General features: G+C 68.2%; 19 protein-coding genes. 2 read left to right on the forward strand and 17 right to left on the reverse strand.

Features of this window, described 5'->3' with window-relative positions; all coding sequences use genetic code 11:
* Nucleotides 1-9: 9 nt before the first annotated feature.
* From R1L06_RS10845 to R1L06_RS10925, 17 genes are all read right to left on the reverse strand, one after another.
* Nucleotides 10-2,385, reverse strand: a complete 2,376-nt coding sequence (locus tag R1L06_RS10845; protein WP_317217699.1) for an MMPL family transporter — start codon at nucleotides 2,383-2,385, stop codon at nucleotides 10-12.
* On the reverse strand, nucleotides 2,357-2,986 hold the full coding sequence (locus tag R1L06_RS10850; protein ID WP_107433483.1) for an outer membrane lipoprotein carrier protein LolA: 630 nt from the start codon (nucleotides 2,984-2,986) through the stop codon (nucleotides 2,357-2,359). The genes R1L06_RS10845 and R1L06_RS10850 overlap by 29 nt, the downstream gene beginning before the upstream one ends.
* On the reverse strand, nucleotides 2,983-3,414 hold the full coding sequence (locus R1L06_RS10855) for an acyl-CoA thioesterase (RefSeq protein ID WP_071228589.1): 432 nt from the start codon (nucleotides 3,412-3,414) through the stop codon (nucleotides 2,983-2,985). Before R1L06_RS10855 ends, R1L06_RS10850 begins: the two co-directional genes overlap by 4 nt.
* Complete coding sequence (locus R1L06_RS10860; RefSeq protein WP_317217700.1) at nucleotides 3,401-4,951, reverse strand: HAL/PAL/TAL family ammonia-lyase; 1,551 nt, start codon at nucleotides 4,949-4,951, stop codon at nucleotides 3,401-3,403. The genes R1L06_RS10855 and R1L06_RS10860 overlap by 14 nt, the downstream gene beginning before the upstream one ends.
* Nucleotides 4,941-5,882 carry a lysophospholipid acyltransferase family protein gene (locus tag R1L06_RS10865; RefSeq protein WP_317217701.1) on the reverse strand — a complete coding sequence of 314 codons (942 nt, stop codon included), beginning with the start codon at nucleotides 5,880-5,882 and terminating at the stop codon, nucleotides 4,941-4,943. The genes R1L06_RS10860 and R1L06_RS10865 overlap by 11 nt, the downstream gene beginning before the upstream one ends.
* A gap of 1 nt (nucleotide 5,883) precedes the next feature.
* Nucleotides 5,884-6,654 (reverse strand): glycosyltransferase family 2 protein, encoded by a 771-nt coding sequence (locus R1L06_RS10870; RefSeq protein ID WP_317217702.1) that lies wholly within the window; start codon nucleotides 6,652-6,654, stop codon nucleotides 5,884-5,886.
* The gene (locus R1L06_RS10875; RefSeq protein WP_317217703.1) at nucleotides 6,644-8,329 is read right to left on the reverse strand and encodes an ApeI family dehydratase; all 1,686 of its coding nucleotides are present in this window, start codon (nucleotides 8,327-8,329) and stop codon (nucleotides 6,644-6,646) included. The genes R1L06_RS10870 and R1L06_RS10875 overlap by 11 nt, the downstream gene beginning before the upstream one ends.
* Nucleotides 8,322-8,873, reverse strand: a complete 552-nt coding sequence (locus R1L06_RS10880; protein ID WP_012512473.1) for a COG4648 family protein — start codon at nucleotides 8,871-8,873, stop codon at nucleotides 8,322-8,324. The genes R1L06_RS10875 and R1L06_RS10880 overlap by 8 nt, the downstream gene beginning before the upstream one ends.
* Nucleotides 8,874-8,895: 22 nt before the next feature.
* Nucleotides 8,896-9,153 carry an acyl carrier protein gene (locus R1L06_RS10885; protein ID WP_006402206.1) on the reverse strand — a complete coding sequence of 86 codons (258 nt, stop codon included), beginning with the start codon at nucleotides 9,151-9,153 and terminating at the stop codon, nucleotides 8,896-8,898.
* A gap of 17 nt (nucleotides 9,154-9,170) precedes the next feature.
* Complete coding sequence (locus tag R1L06_RS10890) at nucleotides 9,171-9,428, reverse strand: phosphopantetheine-binding protein (RefSeq protein ID WP_005411610.1); 258 nt, start codon at nucleotides 9,426-9,428, stop codon at nucleotides 9,171-9,173.
* Nucleotides 9,415-10,212: a lysophospholipid acyltransferase family protein gene (locus R1L06_RS10895; RefSeq protein ID WP_006402207.1), complete on the reverse strand. Its 798-nt coding sequence runs from the start codon at nucleotides 10,210-10,212 to the stop codon at nucleotides 9,415-9,417. Before R1L06_RS10895 ends, R1L06_RS10890 begins: the two co-directional genes overlap by 14 nt.
* Nucleotides 10,205-10,948, reverse strand: coding sequence for a beta-ketoacyl synthase chain length factor (locus R1L06_RS10900; RefSeq protein ID WP_317217704.1), 744 nt, complete (start codon nucleotides 10,946-10,948; stop codon nucleotides 10,205-10,207). The genes R1L06_RS10895 and R1L06_RS10900 overlap by 8 nt, the downstream gene beginning before the upstream one ends.
* A 217-nt stretch (nucleotides 10,949-11,165) precedes the next feature.
* Entirely contained in the window at nucleotides 11,166-12,179 is a 1,014-nt protein-coding gene (gene cydB, locus R1L06_RS10905; RefSeq protein WP_010482330.1) for a cytochrome d ubiquinol oxidase subunit II, read from the reverse strand.
* Between the two features lies 1 nt (nucleotide 12,180).
* Nucleotides 12,181-13,578, reverse strand: a complete 1,398-nt coding sequence (locus tag R1L06_RS10910; protein ID WP_317217705.1) for a cytochrome ubiquinol oxidase subunit I — start codon at nucleotides 13,576-13,578, stop codon at nucleotides 12,181-12,183.
* Between the two features lie 213 nt (nucleotides 13,579-13,791).
* Entirely contained in the window at nucleotides 13,792-14,007 is a 216-nt protein-coding gene (locus R1L06_RS10915) for a hypothetical protein (RefSeq protein WP_125893349.1), read from the reverse strand.
* A complete protein-coding gene (locus tag R1L06_RS10920; protein ID WP_317217706.1) occupies nucleotides 14,004-14,657 on the reverse strand; it encodes an RNA polymerase sigma factor in 654 nt (217 codons plus the stop codon). Before R1L06_RS10920 ends, R1L06_RS10915 begins: the two co-directional genes overlap by 4 nt.
* A 37-nt stretch (nucleotides 14,658-14,694) precedes the next feature.
* The gene (locus R1L06_RS10925) at nucleotides 14,695-15,024 is read right to left on the reverse strand and encodes a hypothetical protein (RefSeq protein WP_005414880.1); all 330 of its coding nucleotides are present in this window, start codon (nucleotides 15,022-15,024) and stop codon (nucleotides 14,695-14,697) included.
* Nucleotides 15,025-15,191: 167 nt separating this feature from the next.
* Here R1L06_RS10925 and R1L06_RS10930 point away from each other — a divergent pair, with 167 nt between their 5' ends.
* Both R1L06_RS10930 and R1L06_RS10935 read left to right on the forward strand, forming a co-directional pair.
* Complete coding sequence (locus R1L06_RS10930; RefSeq protein ID WP_317217707.1) at nucleotides 15,192-17,561, forward strand: S9 family peptidase; 2,370 nt, start codon at nucleotides 15,192-15,194, stop codon at nucleotides 17,559-17,561.
* Entirely contained in the window at nucleotides 17,558-17,977 is a 420-nt protein-coding gene (locus R1L06_RS10935) for an NUDIX hydrolase (RefSeq protein WP_317217708.1), read from the forward strand. Before R1L06_RS10930 ends, R1L06_RS10935 begins: the two co-directional genes overlap by 4 nt.
* Nucleotides 17,978-18,007 lie beyond the last annotated feature (30 nt).

An 18,007-nucleotide genomic window follows, 5' to 3' on the forward strand; every position in this document is an offset into this window, starting at 1 on the left:
AAAACAGGCTCAGGCCGGCGGCAGATCGTGCGGCGGCGGCCGGAACAGCGGCGAGATCAGCCAGACCAGGCCGATGCCGAACAGCAGGGTCAGGCCGAACGCGCGCAGCGCCGGGGTCTGCGACAGGCCCAGCAGGCCGAACGACAACCAGGTGCTGGCCGCGCCCACGCACACTGCCAGCCAGGCGCTGGCATCGCCACGGTGCTCGATCAGGAAGATGCCGTAGTCGATGCCCATGCCCAGCAGCAGCATCAGTGCCAGTACGTTGAACAGCTGCAGCGGTTGGCCGAACAGGCCCAGCAGGCCCAGGGTCAAGGCACCGGCGATCAGGGTCGGTGCGAACACGCGCCAGGCCTGGCGGCGGTAGCGCAGCCACAGCGCGCCGAACACCAGCGCGATGCCGACCAGCAGCAGCCCACCCATCAGCTTGCGGTAGTGGCCCAGCAGCGTGGAGAAGTCGGCGGTGCGATCCACCCAGCGCACGCCCGGCAGGCCTTCGGCCGCGCCCTGCAGGGTGGCCAGCGCATCGGCGCGCGACAGGTCATCGACCATCACCACGCTGATCATCTGCCCACCGACCTCACCCACCCACAGGTGACGGAACGGCTGCGAGGCCGGCGAGGCCAGGAACGCTTCGGCGCTGAGTGGTGCGGCCGCGAACTGCGGTCGCTGCAGCGGCTCGCCCACGGCCTCGGACACGGCCGACAGCACGCCGGGTTCCACCCTCGCGGTCAGCGCGGCATCGGCCTGCTGGCGCGACGGCGACGGCAGCCAATCGCTGATCGCGCGATAGCCACCAATGCGCTTGTCGTTGGCCAATACACGCAGGCGCTCGGTCAGTGCTTCTTCGCGCTGCAGCAGCTGCGCGGCATCGGCACCCTGCACCAGGTAGAACTGCGCCGGGCTGGGCATGCCCAGCAACTGGCTCAGGCGGATCTGCTGCGCCATCAATGCCGGCGGCGACGACTGCAGGCTGCGCAGGTCGTCGTTGCTCTGCAGGCGCGCGATGCCGACGGCAGACAGTGTCAGCGTGATCACCACGAACATCGTCACCGCGCGGCGGCCATGCAGGCGCGGGAAACGCTCCAGCGTGTTGCCCAGCCACTGCGAGAAGCGGGTCTGGCGGATCTCGCCACCATCCAGCCACGGGAACCAGAAGATCACCGTGAGGAAGGCGGCAGCTAGACCGACCACCGAGAACAGCGCCATCTGGCGCAGGCCCGGGAACGGGGCCAGGCCCAATGCCAGGTAGGCCAGCGCACTGGTCAGCAGGGCCAGCCACAGGCCAGGCAGCAGATGCCGCAGCAGTTTCCAGCGACGATCGGCCGGCTCGGCCTGGCGCGAGGCGAACCAATGAATGCCGTAATCCTCGGCCACGCCCACCAGCGATGCACCGAACACCAGAGTCAGCACGTGCACCTTGCCGAACACCAGCACGGTCACCGCCAGCGCCACACCACAGCCGATCAGCAGCGAGGCGGCCACCAGCAGGATCGGCCGCAGCGAGCGGAATGCCAGCCACACCAGCAGCAGCACCGCCGCCAGCGACCCCCAACCGATGGTGTTGATCTCCTGGTTGGCCTGCACCGCGGCCGCTTCGGCGTGCAGTGGCACGCCGGCATGCAGGATCTCCAGATCCGGAGCGGCCGCTTTTGCTGCCTGCCCGGCACGTTCCAGCAGGCCATCGAGATGGCGTTCGCCGTCGAGCTGGAACGCCGAACCCGGCGTGTCGAACTGCAGCGCGGCCCAATGCTTGTCCTCGGCTTCGAGCAGGCCGTCATCACCCAGCCGCAGCCCTGAACCCTGCGCCTGCTGCTGCCACCACTGCGGCCACAGCGACAACGGGTCCTGCCGCCAGTCGGTCAGGCGCGGCGCGCCCATCGGGCCGTACAGCGCGGCCAACGCCTGTTCGGCCAACGCGCCCGGCTCGCTGCCCTGCAGCTGCTCGCGCTGGGCCGGGGTCAGCAGGCGGTCACGGTACGGCGCGTAGAACGCGCGCGCCTCATCGAACCAGCCTTCGATCGAGCCGCTGGGTACCAGCAGGGCGTGATCGGCGTCCTTGGCCATGGCTGCAGCAAACGCGGCCTGCGCACGCTTGGCGGCAGCGCCGTCCTTGCTGCCCAGCAGCACCACCACCTGCCGCGAACTGCCATCGGCAATGCGCCGGGTGACATCGCTCAACAGGCGGTCGTGTGCATCCTGCGGCAGCAGGGCGAGGATGTCGGTGTCGATCCGCGATTGCTGGCTCCACAGGTGCCACTGCTGCGCGCCCAGTACCACCAGCACCAGCAGCCAGGCGATGCCCAGCCAGTGCCACCAGCGCCGCAACCGGTCCGGTGCGTTCGATGCCGCGGCCTCACTCAAAGCGGCGGGCCTCGTCGGCATTGAGCGTGGCCGGTGCCTCGCTCAATGCGCTGAACTGGATCTGCGTGCGGTCCTTGTTGGCCTCGACGATCTCGACCTGGCGCACGTAGCGGTCACCCTGCAGGGTCAGCGACTGGAACGCCTTGGCCAGCATCGCCGACTTCGGCGTCAGCCGCAGCCGCCAGCCCTGCCCTTCACGGCTGGCCGCCACGTTGAACTGGCTGGACAGCGCCTGCACGTCGCCACTCATCAGCGCGAACATGATCGCGTTCACCGAACGCATCGCCGGTTGCTGCCGTGCATCGAGTTCGACGCGGGTGCTGCCATCGCGCTGGCGGCTGAGGATGCGGTCGGCGGTGACCACCACCTCGGAGGGGAACGGCTTGAGCGTGGACCAGATCACGCCGTGCTGGCGCGCGACCACGAACCGGCCCTGAGAACGCAGCGGGTTCTTGAAGCCGCTGACCTGCTTTTCCTGGCTGAACTGGCCACGCAGCACATCCGGCCGGGCCACCGCCTGGGTGATCGCATCGATGGCGGGGTCGGCCGCCTGCACCAGCGGTGCGGCCACCAGCAGCAGCGCGCACAGCAACGCACGGGCGAAACGGTTCGCTCGGTTCATGGCGCAGGCACTCCCAGGCGTTCCCACAGCACCGGCGGGCACTGGTACAGCATTTCCTTGCTGGCCGCGTCCACCGCAACCTGGATGGTCATCGCGCGGGTCAGCACCTGGCCGCTCTGCGCATCGAGAATCTCGTACTCGATCTTCAGCCGGTTCTCCCATTCCACGATGCGCGCGATCACGCGCAAGGCCTGGTTGAACAGCAGCGGGCGCACGTACTTCACCCGGGCATCGACCACCGGCCACAGGTAGCCCGATTCGAGCATCTGCGGGTAGTCGTAGTCGTAGCGCCCGAGCAGCGCGCAGCGCGCGATCTCGAAGTACTTGAAGTAGTTGCCATGCCAGACCACGTTCATCGGATCGCAGTCATGGAAGGCCGGGGTCAGCGAAATCTCGCCGGCCCGTTCGATTGCTTCATTCACCGGCATACAGCTCCCAACGTTGCGCGCGGATCTCCACCAGCAGTTCCCGCAGTTCGCGATCCAGCGCGCGGTCTTCTTCAACCAGGGCGATGCGCTGCCCCAGGTCGGCGTACATGTCGGCCAGACTGCCATGCAGCTGCGCGTTCATGCCAACCCGTTCGCGCAGCGCCAGGCCCTGGCGGGCAGCGATCAGCATCGCGGCCACCACCTGTTCAGTCAGCTCGATCACGCGCAGGCAATCGCGCGCGGCGATGGTGCCCATGCTGACCTTGTCCTGGTTGTGGCACTCGGTGGAACGCGAAAACACGCTGGCCGGCATGGTCTGCTTCAGCGCTTCGGCGGTCCACGCCGAAACGCTGATCTGCAGCGCCTTCAGGCCATGGTTGATGGCCGCGCGCGGGCCAGTGGCCGCCGACAGGTTGGCCGGCAGGCCATGGTTGTAACGGGCATCGACCACCAGCGCCAGCTGCCGGTCGAGCAGATCGGCGACGTTGGCCACGGTGTTCTTCAGGGTGTCCATCGCCAGCGCGACGTGGCCGCCGTAGAAATGACCGCCGTGCAGGATGCGCTCGCCGTCAGCATCGATCAGCGGGTTGTCGTTGGCGCTGTTCAGTTCGGTTTCGATCAGCTGGCGCAGGAACGGCAGGCTGTCCTCCAGCACGCCGATCACATGCGGCGCGCAGCGCAGCGAGTAACGGTCCTGCAGGCGCTGTTCATTGCGCGGCGGACGCTCGCTGTGCAGGTCGCTGCGCAGGCGCGCGGCGATGCGGCCCTGGCCCGGGTGCGGCTTGGCGGAGAACAGGGTTTCGTCGAAGTGATGCGCGTTGCCGTCGCTGGCCAGCACGTTGAACGCAGTCAGCCGCGTGGCCATGCGCGCCAGGTAATCGGCGCGCTGCCAGGCCAGGCAGGCCAGGCCGGTCATCACGGCGGTACCGTTCATGATCGCCAGGCCTTCCTTCGGCCGCAGCTTCAGCGGGGTCATGCCGATCTTCGCCAGCACATCCGCCGCCGGCTGCACGCGGCCGTCGTGCAGCACCTCGCGCTCGCCGCACAGCACAGCGGCCACGTACGACAGCGGGGTCAGGTCGCCACTGGCACCGACCGAGCCTTCGGCCGGAATCATCGGCAGTACATCGTGCTGCAGCAGCGTGGCCAGGCCTTCCAGCAGCGGCACACTGACACCGGACATGCCGCGCACCAGCGACGCCAGGCGCGCGGCCAGTACCGCACGGGTCTCGACCGGGTCCAGGTAACGGCCCAGGCCACAGCCGTGGTAGGTGTACAGGTGGTGCGGCAGCTCAGCCACCAGCGCCGGCGGGATGTTCACCGTGCACGAGTCACCGTAGCCGGTGGTCACGCCATAGATCACGCCGTCCTCGCGCAGCAGGCGGTCGAGGAAGTCGGCACCGCGCTGGATATGCGCGCGGAACGCCGGCGCGTCGCTCAGTGCGGCCTCGCACTGGCGCTGGGCCAGAGCAACCACGTCTTCAATGGTCAACGGTGCATCGCCAAAGCGGCACACGGGTACGGCGTCAGTCGTCATGCAGAGCCTGATCCCAGAAGGGGAAGAAGTTGAACCAGTCCAACGGGGACTGGATGACCTGGAGTTCCAGCCAGCGCGCGAAGCGCTGTGCCTGTTCGGCCAGTGCGGCATCGCGCGAGCCACGCGGCAGCACGATGCGTTCGGCGAACTGTTCAAACGCAACGCGATAACCCTCGCCCTGGTGCAGGCAGGCCATCGTGTAGACCGGGCAGCCCAGCGCGGCGGCGAGCACGTAGGCACCGATCGGGAACGGCGCGCGGTGGCCAAGGAAATCGGCGGTGACGCTGCGGCCGCCCTGCACCGGCGTGCGGTCGCCGACGATGGCGACGAAGCCACCGGCCGCCACGCGCTCTGCCAGCATCACTGCCGTGGCCGGGCCCATTTCGGTTACCTGCACCAACTCCACCGCCGCCAGCGGGTCCAGCCGCTGCAGCAGGCGGTTGAAGCGCTGCGCATGCGCGGTGTGCACCAGCACGGTGATGCGGAACCCCGGCACCTGTTCGGCCAGTACCTGGCACAGCTCCAGGCAGCCGATGTGCGCGGTGAGGATCAGCCCGCCTTCGCGGCGCGCGATCTTCTCCAGCACCAGGTCGCGATGCAGGTGGATGCGTTCGGCCGGATAGCGCCCGCCCAGGCCGAGGATCTTGTCCAGCATCGTATCGGCGAAGGCGAAGAAATGGCGCAGGCTGTCACCCCGGGTCGGCGTGCGGCCGAGCACGCCGCTGTATGCCTGCAGCCGCTGCAGGTACTGCATCGACGCCTGGCGGCCGACGCGGTTGCCCAGCCAATGGCAGGCCACCACCGGCCACACGCACAGGCGGAACGGCCAGCGCCCGAACCAGCGGTGCACCCAGCACAGGAACAGCACGCCGGCCACCGAGGTGGATTCGCCGATGTCGGCCCAGTGCGGGGCCCCCTGCGCGGCCGCCATTTCAGCGCTGCCCCCGCAGGCGGCGCCACAGCAGGCGCGGTGCGCGCCAGAGCATGCCGAAGAACAAGCGGGTGTGCATGCGGCTGATGCGCACGTTGTCGCGCCACACATCGAAGTGCGAGACGCCATCGGATGGATAGGTCACGCGCGTGGCCAGGTGCTCGACCGGCAGGTGCCGCCAGTACAGGCGCACCATCACTTCGGTATCGAAATCCATGCGCCGGCCGATGGTCTCTTCGCCGACCAGGCGCAGCACTGGCGGCAGTGGATACACGCGGAAGCCGCACATGGTGTCGCGCAGATGCAGCGACAGCGTGTTGATCCAGACCCAGATGTGGGTCGCGTAGCGGCCATACAGGCGCGCCTTGGGAACGCTGGCGTCGTAGGCCGGAATGCCACAGATCACCGCCTCGGGATGGGCGCGCGCCGCTTCGATGAAGCGTGGCAGATCGCGGGTATCGTGCTGGCCGTCGGCATCGATCTGCAGCACGTGGCTGTAGCCTCGCGCGCCAGCTTCGGCGAAACCGGCCAGCATCGCCCCGCCCTTGCCCTGGTTGACGTCCAGGCGCAGCAGGTCGACGCCCTGGCGCTGTGCCAGCGAACGCAATGCTGCCGCGCACGCCTCATGCGAGCCATCGTCGACCAGCAGGCATGGCAGGCCGGCGGCCTGCACGCCGTCGACCACCGCCGCGATGGCATGCTCGTGGTCGTAGACGGGAATCACCACCAGTGGCGCGAACGCGGCACCGGCAACGGCCGGATCAGTCCGCATCGGCGAAGACCACCTTGCCGCTGGCATGCACACCGTGGCTGGAGGTGTAACGGAAGGCCAGCACGCTGCGTGTGGCATCCCAGTCCAGCTGCAGGGTCAGCTCATCACCCGGGCGGGCCACGTGCTGGAACTTCACCGCATCCATGCGCAGAAACGCTGCCGGCATCGGGAACACCTGGCGGCCGAAACGCACCGCCCAGTCCAGCTGCGCCACGCCGGGCAGGATCGCTGCCTGCGGGAAGTGGCCCTGGAATGGCCGCAGCGCCGGGTCGAGGGTCATGCGCAACGTGGCGCTGGCCGCATCGCGGTGATCCCAGACCGGCACCGGCATCAGCGGCTGGAACAACGCTGCCAGTGCCGCCTGGGTGACCTTGCCCTGTGCGTTGATCGGCAGCGCCGGCACCAGCCGCCAGCGGCGCGGCCGGGTGACCGCGTCATGTGCCTGCGCCAGGCGCGCGCCAAGGCGCTGGCCCAGCGCGCGGCGCGCGGCCTCACCGCCCTCCAGCAGCGTCGTATCGGCCGGTACCACCACCGCGGCCAGCTGCTCGCGCTGCCCGGGCAGCACCAGCACGCGCACGTCATCCACTTCGGCGTCTTCGCGCAGCGCACGTTCCAGCGCATCCAGTGAAACGCGGCGTTCTTCGATCTTGACGATGCGGTCGGCGCGGCCCAGCAGGCGGAAGCGGCCATCGGCCAACGCTTCAACGCGGTCCTGGGTACGCCACCAATCCGGGGTTTCCAGATGTGCGGAGGCCACCGCCAGGCAGCCCTCCTCGATGCGCCACTGCACGCCGGGCAGCGGCTGCCACGGCGGCAGGTCGGTGTCCCAGCGGCGCCAGGCGATGCCGCCGGTCTCGCTGCTGCCATAGACCTCGGTCGGTGCCACGCCCAGCCACTGCCGCACCTGGCGTGCGGCTTCTTCCGGCAGCGGGCCACCGGAGGAGAATACCGCGCGCAGGCGGCCATGCAGGCTGGCCCAGTCGAGCTGCTCGGGCAGGCGCTTGAGGTGGGCCGGGGTCGCGACCAGCACCGTATCGGTACCGGCCAGCGCACCCACCAGATCTTCGTGGAAGAACCGGCGTGGATGGATCAGGCGGCCGGCAGCCAGCGGCCACAGCACGCGGAACAGCAGGCCATAGATGTGCTGGTGCGACACCGTGCCATGCACCTGCACGCCTTCCAGCTGCGTGCCGAACGCAGCCTGCAGTGCGTCCACCTCGCGCGTCAGCTGGTCCATGCGCTTGTTGATCGCACTGGGCTGTCCGGTGCTGCCGGAGGTGAACACGCACAGCTCGCAGGCGCGCTCGTCCAGCGCCTGAAGACCCTCGTCCGGTGCGGCGTCCAGCGCCGCCAGCGGACGATAATCGGCGGACACGTCGCCTGCGAAACCACTCACCTGCGGCTGCAGCGCCTGCAGCGTGGCCGGCAGGTTGTCGGCAGCCAGGAACACCCGCTTGCCGGCATGCCAGGCACCGAACAACGCAGCGGCAAAGGCCACCGCATCCTCGAAATACAGGGCCCAGTCACGGCCTGCGGCCGCCGCAAACGCGGCGCGCCAGGCCAGTACGCGCTGGCGGAAGCGAGCGTGGTCGATCACCTCGCCATCGCAGACGCCAACACTTCGATGCGGCCGCGCCTCCAGCAGCAACCGGTCCAGGGCAATCCACTCAGCCATGCGCGTGCGCCGCCTTCACCCGCCGCCGCACCAGCCACTCACCTGCGAACAACACGCCCATCATCACGTACGCCAACAATCCGTTGTAGAGCATCCAGACCCGGTCCGACGCGTACAGCGCGGTCAGCAGGGCCAGGCTGCCGTTGAGAACGAAGAAGCCGCACCACACCTGGGTGACGCGGCGGGTATAGGCCACCGCGAACGGGGGCAGGTCCGGTTCCTGCAGCCGTGCCAGGCGTTCCACCAGCGGCGGGCCGAAACGCAGGCTGGTGCCGAATACCGCCAGCATCACTGCGTTGACCAGCGCCGGGTACAGCTTCAGCGGCAGGGCCTGGTTGAGCACGGTGGCCAGCACCGCCAGCAGGCCGGTGCCGGCGGCCGCGGCCCACCACAGCGGCTGGCGCGTACTCAGCGCGCGCAGCAGGGCCAGGGTGAACAGCAGCAGCGACAACCAGCGTGGCTCGAAGCGGCCCATCGCCAGGTACACCAGCACCGGGTAGGCCAGCGAGATCGCAGCCACCACGACCGTGCGTGCGCGTGCCATGGTGGAGCCGCCGGCGCTGCGGTCAGGCGGCTGCCTGGTCCGGCAGCAGCCTGTGCACCACATCGACGATGTCCTGCACGGTACGCACGGCCTTGAACGCTTCCGGCTGCAGGTTGCGGCCGAGCAACGGCTTCAGCTGAACGATCAGGTCGACCGCGTCGATGCTGTCGATGTCCAGGTCGTCGTACAGGCGGGCCTCCGGGGTGATCCGGGCGGTTTCGATCTCGAAGCTGTCGGTCAGGATGCTGACGATGCGTTCGAACAGTTCATTCTTGGTCATGGCAGGTCCTGGCACCGTTACGACTGGCGGGCGGCGACGAACTCGCCGAGCGCGCGCACGCTGGAGAAATGGCGACGGGTTTCTTCCGAATCGGCCGAGAGGCTCACACCGTACTTCTTCTGCAGCGCCAGGCCCAGCTCCAGCGCGTCGATCGAATCCAGGCCGAGGCCCTCGACGAACAGTGGGGCGGTCGGATCGATGTCCTCCGGCGTGATGTCCTCCAGCGAAAGGGAGGAAATGATCAATTCCTTGATCTCGTGCTCAAGTGCTTGCACGGTTCGGATCTCCAGACAGGTCGAAATAACGAGAAAGGTGCTCGGTGACGCGACGGGCTGCCAAGGCATCCCCCCTTGGCGAGTCGTCTTCGGCCAGAAATGGCGCGATCGGGATATCTTCGCCGATCTGCAGCCGAACGTGAAAGCGACGTGAGGGGACACGATACCACTTCTGCCCCTTGGTCAGCGTTGGCGGGCTGCAGGTGATCCGCACCGGGGTGACGTCCAGGCGGCCCCGTACGGCGATGTTGGCGGCCCCACGCTGCAGCCGCGGCGGCTGCCCGGGCACGCTGCGGGTGCCCTCCGGGAAGATCACCAGGGTGCCGCCGGCATGTACCGCCGCCACGCAGTCATCGACCAGGCCGGCGCCATCGTCATTGGAGATGTAGCCGGCGGCCCGTACCGGGCCACGCATGAACGGGTTGCAGGCCACGGCCCGCTTCACCACGCAGTCGGCGTTGGGCAGCAGCGAGATCAGGCAGACCACGTCGATCAGGGTCGGGTGATTGGCCAGTACCAGCAGGCCGTCGCGCTGCAGGCGTTCACCGCCCTCGATCTCGTAGGTCATCACCCCCAGCCCGCGCATCAGCCGCAGATGGCTGGCGAAGGCGGCCTGGACCACGCGGCGGGCCCGGCGGCGGCGGACCACCGGGTCGCGCATCAGCAGCAGTACCGGCATCACCAGAACGCCGAGCAGCAGGCCGCCCAGGCCAAATGCGACAAAGCTCAGGCCGGTGCCAAACACCCGCCAGGCATGGTCGAGGCGGCGCAGCAGCTCAGCCACGGCGGCTCCAGCGCCAGCGCTGGCCGTGGGCCACGTGTTCCAGCGCCGGCGCGCCGGACAACATGAACCGGTGCAGGTCCAGCGCATGCGGCAGCAGGCCGGGCGCAGTGCCGGCCTGGGCGTCGGCCGGCTGCCACTGTAGCGACAGCGTCGGCCGGCCCTCTGCCGGGGCGGTCAGGCGCCAGCACCAGGCAAAGAACGGGTAGGGTTCGTCGGCGAACGTCGCGTAAATTTCCGGAAGTGGCGACTCATAGACCACCACCCGCACCTCGCGGGCACCGTCGGCCAGCAGGCCGACGGCCTCCAGGCAAGCCGTCTCCACCGTGGCCTGGCCCGCCGCCAGCGCCAGGTAGTTGCCGCGGTGGCCGCGGGCGATGGAATACAGCGCGGCAATCGCGTTGTGCACGGACAGGCCGAATCCGGTCGGCGACAACGGCTGGTCGCCGACCAGCGCGCCCAGCAGGTCCATCGAACGGGCCACGTCGCCGTGGCGGCTGGCGAACACCAGCGGCACGTCACTGTCGGCGCCCTGCCCGTCCTCGCACCAGCACGCGGCCTGGATCGCCATCCGGCCCAGCCGCTCGATGCGGCGGCGCTGCATCGCCGGCACTTCGGCCAGCGCCGGCGTGTCCGCGCCGTGCGGCAGGTACGGCGCATCGGCCCAGCCCAGCCACTGGCTACGCTCACTCAGGCCGGGCGCCCAGGCAGCCCAGTCGACGATGGAGAATTCGATCATTTAGCGATGGTGCTTCAACGGGAGAACGATAGGCACGAGCCATTACGGCGACGCGCGGCGGCCCCCCGTTCCTGCAGCCGTGCGTCCGTCCAGGACGTCGCCGGCTGCCCCCCTGGCCGCCGGAAAGGAGCGCACGCTAGCACGTCCCGCGCAGGGTGTGCAGGTTTCACATTTCCCAACACGGGGCCCGGCACCGGCAGGCCCCGTCTTCAATCGATCAGTGGTAACCGGTGTCGGCGTGCACCTTGCCGCGGAATACCCGGTAGGACCACGCCGTATAGCCGAGGATGACCGGCAGCAATATGACCAGCCCGACCAGCGTGAAGCCCAGTGACGACGCCGGCGCGGCGGCCTGCCACAAGGTCATCGACGGTGGCAGCAGATAAGGCCACATGCCCAGCACCAGGCCGAGGAAGCCGAGCACGAACAGGGCCAGGCTGAGCAGGAACGGCGGCAGGTCACGGCGCGGGTGGGTGGCACTGCGCCACAGCGCGGCGGCTACCGCCAGGGTCAGCAGCGGCACCGGCGACAGCCACCAGAAGTTGCCGTCGCTGAACCAGCGATCCATCAACCGCGAATCGAGGAACGGCAGCCAGCTGCTCACAAGGCCCATCGCCGCGATCACCGCCACCACCAGCGGCCGGGTCATCTGCCGCGCCAGCGCCTGCACGCGGCCTTCGGTCTTCAGGATCAGCCAGGTGCTGCCCAGCAGCGCATAGCCGGCCACCAGCGCGGCACCGGTCAGCATCGCGAACGGGCTGAACCAGGCAAACGGCCCGCCCTGATAGACACCGTCCACCAGCGGGATGCCCTGCACCAGGGTGCCGAGGATCACGCCCTGGGCAAACGTGGCCAACAACGAACCGAGGCCGAACGCCACGCTCCACAGCCGGCGCGATCGATGCGCCTTGAAGCGGAACTCGAAGGCCACGCCGCGGAACACCAGCGCCACCACCAGCAGCAGCACCGGCAGGTACAGCGCCGACAGCAGCACCGCATACGCCTTCGGGAACGCCGCCAGCAGGCCGGCGCCACCGAGCACCAGCCAGGTCTCGTTGCCGTCCCAGATCGGCGCGGCGGTGTTCATCATCAGGTCCAGCTGTTCCTCGTCCTCGGCGAACGGGGCAAGGATGCCGATGCCGAGCACGAAGCCGTCCAGCACCACGTACATCAGCACGCCGAAGCCGATCACCGCGAACCACGCCACCGGCAGCCAGGTCATCAGGTCCATGTCAGCGCTCCTCCAGCGGTTCATCGGCGGCCGACAACGGACGTGCCGGGGTATGGCTGCCATGGTCCAGCGACGGCCCCTCGGCATACGGCTGCGGCCCATGGCGCAGGATCTTCACCAGGTACCAGATGCCCCAGCCGAACACGAAGGCATAGCCGACCACATAGACACCCAGCGACAACGCCGTCATCCACGCACTCTGCGGGCCGACCGCATCAGCGGTGCGCAGCACGCCATATACCACCCACGGCTGGCGCCCCATCTCGGTGACGAACCAACCCGACAGCAGTGCGATGAAACCGCTGGGCAGCATCCAGTTCCAGCCGCGCAGCAGCCACGGCGAATCCAGCAGCTTCCTGCGCCACAGCTGGAAAGCCGACACCCAGGCCAGCAGCAGCATCAGCGTGCCCAGCCCAACCATGATGCGGAAGGCGAAGAACACCGGCGTCACCGGCGGCCGCTCGCTGGCCGGCACCGAGGTGAGCGGATCGAAGGTGCCGTCCAGGCTGTGGGTGAGGATCACGCTGCCCAGCTTCGGGATGGCGACTTCGAAATCGTTGCGCTCTTCCTTCTCGTTCGGCAGCGCGAACACCACCAGCGGTACGCCCTCACCTTCCTGGGTTTCATGCCAATGCGCCTCCATCGCCGCGATCTTCATCGGCTGATGCTTGAGCGTGTTCAGGCCATGCATGTCGCCGACGAAGATCTGTACCGGCACGGTCAGTGCGGCGAACGCCACCGCTGCGACCAGCATGCGCCGCCCCGCTTCCACGTGCGTGCCCTTGCGCAGGTACCACGCGCCGACGCCACCGATCACGAAACAGGTGGTGATGAACGAACCCAGCGCCATGTGCGCCAGGCGATAGGGGAACGAGGGATTGAACACCACCTGCCACCAGTCCACCGGATGCACAATGCCGTTGACCATCTCGTAGCCGGCCGGCGTATGCAGCCAGCTGTTGGACGACAGGATCCAGAACGTGGAGAACAGCGTGCCCAGCGCCACCATGCAGGTGGACAAGAAATGCAGGCGCGGCGAGACCCGGCCCCAGCCGAACATCATCACGCCGAGGAAGCTGGCTTCCAGGAAGAACGCGGTCAGCACCTCATAGGTCAGCAACGGACCGATGACCGTACCGGCCACCTCGCTCAATCGTGGCCAGTTGGTGCCGAACTGGAAGGCCATGACGATGCCGCTGACTACGCCCATGCCGAACGACACGGCGAAGATCTTCTGCCAGAAGAAATACAGCTCGCGCCACACGGGCAACTTCGTGCGCAGCCACCGCCATTCGATGAAGGCCAGCCAGCTGGCCGTACCGATGGTGAAGGCGGGGAACAACACGTGGAAACTGATGACGAATCCGAACTGGATCCTGGACAACAACAACGCGTCCAAGGGACGCCTCCTGCCTGTGACCGGTGGGATACCGGACCACTTTAGGAGGATTTCGTTAAGGTGGGATGCGACCGGGTGACGCGCTGCTTCACTTTGTCGCAGGGGTCAACCGTTCTGGTAGCTGCCAACCTTGGTTGGCACACACGCCCAGACGCCGACCAAGGTCGGCATCTACCAACAGCGACTGGAGCGGCCCACCGCCCGGAGGGTGCCTCAGTGCCAGAAATACCAGACAGCCGCCGCCACCAACGCCCCCAACAACACCACCTGCACCACCACATAGCCCACGCCACTATCGCGCGATTCAGCGGCAATGCGTTTCTGCAGCGCCTCGCTCACATCCGGCGTTTCTTCCTGCTGTGTCTGCTCACGCAACGCCTGCGCCAGCGCGCGTTCTTCCGCATCGCGAGGGTCGGTCGATGGGCTCACAGCAGTTCTCCGGCGGCGGCATGCCGCGTCAGTTCCTGCTTCAGGACCTGGCGCGCGCGGTGCAGGTGGCTCTTGATGGTACCGCGTGCCAGCCCGGTCACCTGCTCGATCTCGACCAGGTCGAAGTCCTCCAGGTAGTGCAGGCCAACGATCAGGCGCTGCGGTGCACTCAACCGCTCCAGCGCCACGCCAAGATGGCGCCCCGCCTGCAGCGCCTCGTTCAGTTCAGCCGGCCCCGGTCCTTCATCGCCGATTCCCAGTTCCTCCGGCACCTCCACCGCCACCATCCATTGCGCCTCCAGCCGCCGCCGGCGCAGGTGCTGCAGCGCGGTGGTGTAGGCCACCCGCGAAACCCAGGTACGCAGCGAGGATTCGAAGCGGAACCGGTGCAGCTGGCGGAACACGGCCAGGAAGGTCTCCTGCAGCAGGTCGGCGACCTGGTCGCGGTCGCCGACCATGCGTCCGATCACATGCGCGCAGGTGCGTTGATGGGTTTCAACCAGTTGCGCGAAGGCCGCCTGCGAACCGTCGATGATGGCCCGCACCAGGGCCTGGTCCGCGTCCAGCGGCTCGGCGGGCGGTGCCGCCGCTGCTGCATCGTGGCGGCGACGGCCCCGCAGTGCCGACAATGCTTCGCCGAGCAGGCTCATCTGCGGGGCGCCCCCTGTGCCCGTGGCATGCGCCGGCTCAGCCCTTGCGTGCGGCGGGGCGGGTGAAGTGCCAGGCCAGCAGCTGGCCCAGGCCAGCACTGCCGACCAGCGCGGCGGCGGCGCCGAAGGTCAGGTCACGGGCACCGATGGCTTCCAGCAGGGCCATGGCCAGGGCCAGGCAGACCAGGCTGATGCCCCAGCGCAGCGCGCCCTGGCGGCGGCGCTCTTCTTCCAGCACGGCCAACGAGCGGATCACTTCCTCCGGCACGTGCGGGGCCACCAGCTTGCTGCGCGCGCGCGCATCGGCAATGGCATGGATCGCGTAGGCGATGCAGATGAAGAGGGTGATCGGGATCAGTTCCTGCATGGTCGGGCTCCTGTTCGGTGGATGATGCGGGTTCAGGAGAATGGATGCGCGACCACGGCAACCGGTTGCACCACTTTGCCAATCCCGCCGCCATGACCTGTGGCCCCTGCCCCGGGCCCTTGCGGCTGCTACGCTTGGCCGGTTTCCTCTTCTGGTGCCGTCCGCCCATGTCCCGAGTGCTGCCCCTGTCCCTCCTGCTGTCGGCCGTGCTGGCCGCACCGGCTGCGCATGCCGCGCCGACGCCGATCACCATCGAACAGGCCATGGCCGACCCGGACTGGATCGGTCCGCCGGTCGAGAAGGCCTGGTGGTCGTGGAACAGCCAGCAGGTGGAATACCAGCTCAAGCGCAGCGGCAGCCCGGTGCGCGATACCTTCCGCCAGCCGGTGGCGGGTGGCGTGGCCGCACAGGTGGCCGATGACCAGCGCGGCACCCTGGACGTGGCCGAGCCGGTCTACGACCGCAGCCGCAGCCGCAGCGCCTTCGTCCGCAATGGCGACGTGTTCGTGCGCGACCTGCGCAGCGGCGCGCTGACCCAGCTGACCCGCAGCAACGAGCGCGCGGGCAACGTGAACTTTGCTGCCGACAATGGCGTGATCTGGCGCGTTGGCCAGAACTGGTTCCACTGGACCGCCGCCAGCGGCGTGCAGCAGGTGGCCAGCCTGAAGGCCGAGAAGGATCCGCGCACGCCGCCGAAGGCCGACGTGCTGCGTGACCAGCAGCTGCGCACGCTGGAAACCCTGCGCCGCGACCGCGACCAGCGCGAAGCACTGAAGGACCAGGACCAGCGCTGGCGCCAGGCCGACCCGACCCGCGCGCCGGGCCCGGTGTACCTGGGCACCGACGTGGAGATCGCCGACAGCGTGCTGTCGCCGGACCTGACCCACCTGATCGTGGTGACCAAGCCGAAGGACTTCGATGACGGCCGCGGCGGCAAGATGCCGCTGTACGTGACCGAGTCGGGCTACGAGGAAACCGAAGACACCCGCACCCGCGTCGGCCGTAACGGCTTCGAGCCGCACACCCTGTGGTACGTGGACGTGCGCACCGGCAAAGCCGAGAAGGTCTCGCTGTCCAGCCTGCCCGGCATCGCCACCGACCCGCTGGCCGAGCTGCGCCGCAAGGCCGGCAAGGATGCGCTGAAGGGCGACCGCAGCGTGCAGGTGATGAGCGACTTCATGGGCGGTGGCATCCGCTGGAGCGCCGACGGCCAGCAGGCCGCGGTGATGCTGCGTGCCAACGACAACAAGGACCGCTGGATCATCAGCGTCAACGCTGCCGATGGCCGCGTGCAGAACCGCCATCGCCTGACCGACAACGGCTGGATCAACTGGGGCTTCAATGATTTCGGCTGGATGGCCGATGGCCGCACGCTGTGGCTGCTGTCGGAGGAATCGGGCTTCTCGCACCTGTACACCCAGGCCGGCACCGCCAAGCCGCAGGCGCTGACCAGCGGCAAGTGGGAAACCTCGGCGCCGGTGCCGTCGGCCGATGGCAAGGGCTTCTACTTCCTGTGCAACCAGCAGGCCCCGCATGACTACGAAGTCTGCGCGATCGACACCGGCAGCCGCCAGGTGCGCGAGCTGACCAGCCTCAACGGCGTGGAAGACTTCTCGCTGTCGCCGGACGGCCAGCAGCTGCTGGTGCGCTACTCCGGCGCCTACCTGCCGCCGCAGCTGGCCGTGCTGCCGAGCACCGGTGGCCAGGCCCGCGTGCTGACCGACACCCGCACTGCCGACTACAAGGCGCGCCAGTGGATCCAGCCGAAGCTGGTGGCAGTGCCGTCCAAGCATGGTGCCGGCGTGGTCTGGGCCAAGTACTACGAACCGGAAAACAAGGAACCGGGGAAGAAGTACCCGATTGTGATGTTCGTGCACGGCGCCGGCTACCTGCAGAACGTGCACCAGCGCTACCCGGCCTACTTCCGCGAGCAGATGTTCCACAACCTGCTGGTGCAGAAGGGCTACATCGTGCTGGACATGGATTACCGCGGCAGCGAGGGCTACGGCCGCGACTGGCGTACGGCGATCTACCGCAACATGGGCCACCCGGAACTGGAAGATTACAAGGATGGCCTGGACTGGCTGGTCGACACCCAGCAGGGTGACCGTGACCATGCCGGCATCTACGGTGGTTCCTACGGCGGCTTCATGACCTTCATGGCCCTGTTCCGCTCGCCGGGCACGTTCAAGGCCGGCGCCGCGCTGCGCCCGGTGGTCGACTGGCACCAGTACAACCACGGCTACACCAGCAACATCCTCAACACTCCGGACATCGATCCGGAGGCGTACCGCGTGTCCTCGCCGATCGAGTACGCGCAGAACCTGCAGGACAACCTGCTGATTGCCCACGGCATGATGGATGACAACGTGTTCTTCCAGGACTCGGTGAACCTGACCCAGCGCCTGATCGAACTGCACAAGGACAACTGGTCGATCGCTCCGTACCCGCTGGAGCGCCACGGCTACGTCCGCGCCGATTCCTGGCTGGACCAGTACAAGCGCATCCTCAAGCTGTTCGAGCAGAACCTGAAGTGAGCAACGCCGCGGCCACGATCCACATCGTGGCCGCGGTCATCCTGGATGACCGCGGCCGGGCGCTGGTGGTGCGCAAGCACGGCGCTGACCGTTTCATCCAGCCGGGCGGCAAACCCGAACCCGGCGAAACGCCGCTGCAGGCGCTGGCCCGCGAGCTGGACGAGGAACTCGGTGTGCAGCTGTGCGTCGAGACCGCCATCGCGCTGGGCACGTTCCAGGACTGGGCGGTGAACGAGCCCGGCCACCGCGTGCAGGCCCAGGGCTGGTGGGTGCAGGTGGACGGCATGCCACAGGCACGCGCGGAGATCGCCGAACTGGCCTGGGTGCCGCTGCAGCCACCGAACGGCCTGCCCTTGGCACCGCTGAGCGAACACCATATCCTGCCGGCCGTCGCCACCCGGTTGACGGCCCGCTGAGCGCGCGGGCACCGATTGCAAGGACACCGG

The sequence above is a fragment of the Stenotrophomonas mexicanensis genome, from assembly GCF_032911605.1.
In the GTDB taxonomy this organism is placed as follows: Bacteria; Pseudomonadota; Gammaproteobacteria; order Xanthomonadales; family Xanthomonadaceae; genus Stenotrophomonas; species Stenotrophomonas maltophilia_A.

Excerpts from the sequence above, each read along its gene's own strand:
- R1L06_RS10845 (WP_317217699.1), bottom strand. The coding sequence starts at position 2,385 with ATGCCGACGAGGCCCGCCGCTTTGAGTGAGGCCGCGGCATCGAACGCA.
- R1L06_RS10850 (WP_107433483.1), bottom strand. The coding sequence starts at position 2,986 with ATGAACCGAGCGAACCGTTTCGCCCGTGCGTTGCTGTGCGCGCTGCTG.
- R1L06_RS10855 (WP_071228589.1), bottom strand. The coding sequence starts at position 3,414 with ATGCCGGTGAATGAAGCAATCGAACGGGCCGGCGAGATTTCGCTGACC.
- R1L06_RS10860 (WP_317217700.1), bottom strand. The coding sequence starts at position 4,951 with ATGACGACTGACGCCGTACCCGTGTGCCGCTTTGGCGATGCACCGTTG.
- R1L06_RS10865 (WP_317217701.1), bottom strand. The coding sequence starts at position 5,882 with ATGGCGGCCGCGCAGGGGGCCCCGCACTGGGCCGACATCGGCGAATCC.
- R1L06_RS10870 (WP_317217702.1), bottom strand. The coding sequence starts at position 6,654 with ATGCGGACTGATCCGGCCGTTGCCGGTGCCGCGTTCGCGCCACTGGTG.
- R1L06_RS10875 (WP_317217703.1), bottom strand. The coding sequence starts at position 8,329 with ATGGCTGAGTGGATTGCCCTGGACCGGTTGCTGCTGGAGGCGCGGCCG.
- R1L06_RS10880 (WP_012512473.1), bottom strand. The coding sequence starts at position 8,873 with ATGGCACGCGCACGCACGGTCGTGGTGGCTGCGATCTCGCTGGCCTAC.
- R1L06_RS10885 (WP_006402206.1), bottom strand. The coding sequence starts at position 9,153 with ATGACCAAGAATGAACTGTTCGAACGCATCGTCAGCATCCTGACCGAC.
- R1L06_RS10900 (WP_317217704.1), bottom strand. The coding sequence starts at position 10,948 with ATGATCGAATTCTCCATCGTCGACTGGGCTGCCTGGGCGCCCGGCCTG.
- cydB (WP_010482330.1), bottom strand. The coding sequence starts at position 12,179 with ATGGACCTGATGACCTGGCTGCCGGTGGCGTGGTTCGCGGTGATCGGC.
- R1L06_RS10920 (WP_317217706.1), bottom strand. The coding sequence starts at position 14,657 with ATGAGCCTGCTCGGCGAAGCATTGTCGGCACTGCGGGGCCGTCGCCGC.
- R1L06_RS10925 (WP_005414880.1), bottom strand. The coding sequence starts at position 15,024 with ATGCAGGAACTGATCCCGATCACCCTCTTCATCTGCATCGCCTACGCG.
- R1L06_RS10930 (WP_317217707.1), top strand. The coding sequence starts at position 15,192 with ATGTCCCGAGTGCTGCCCCTGTCCCTCCTGCTGTCGGCCGTGCTGGCC.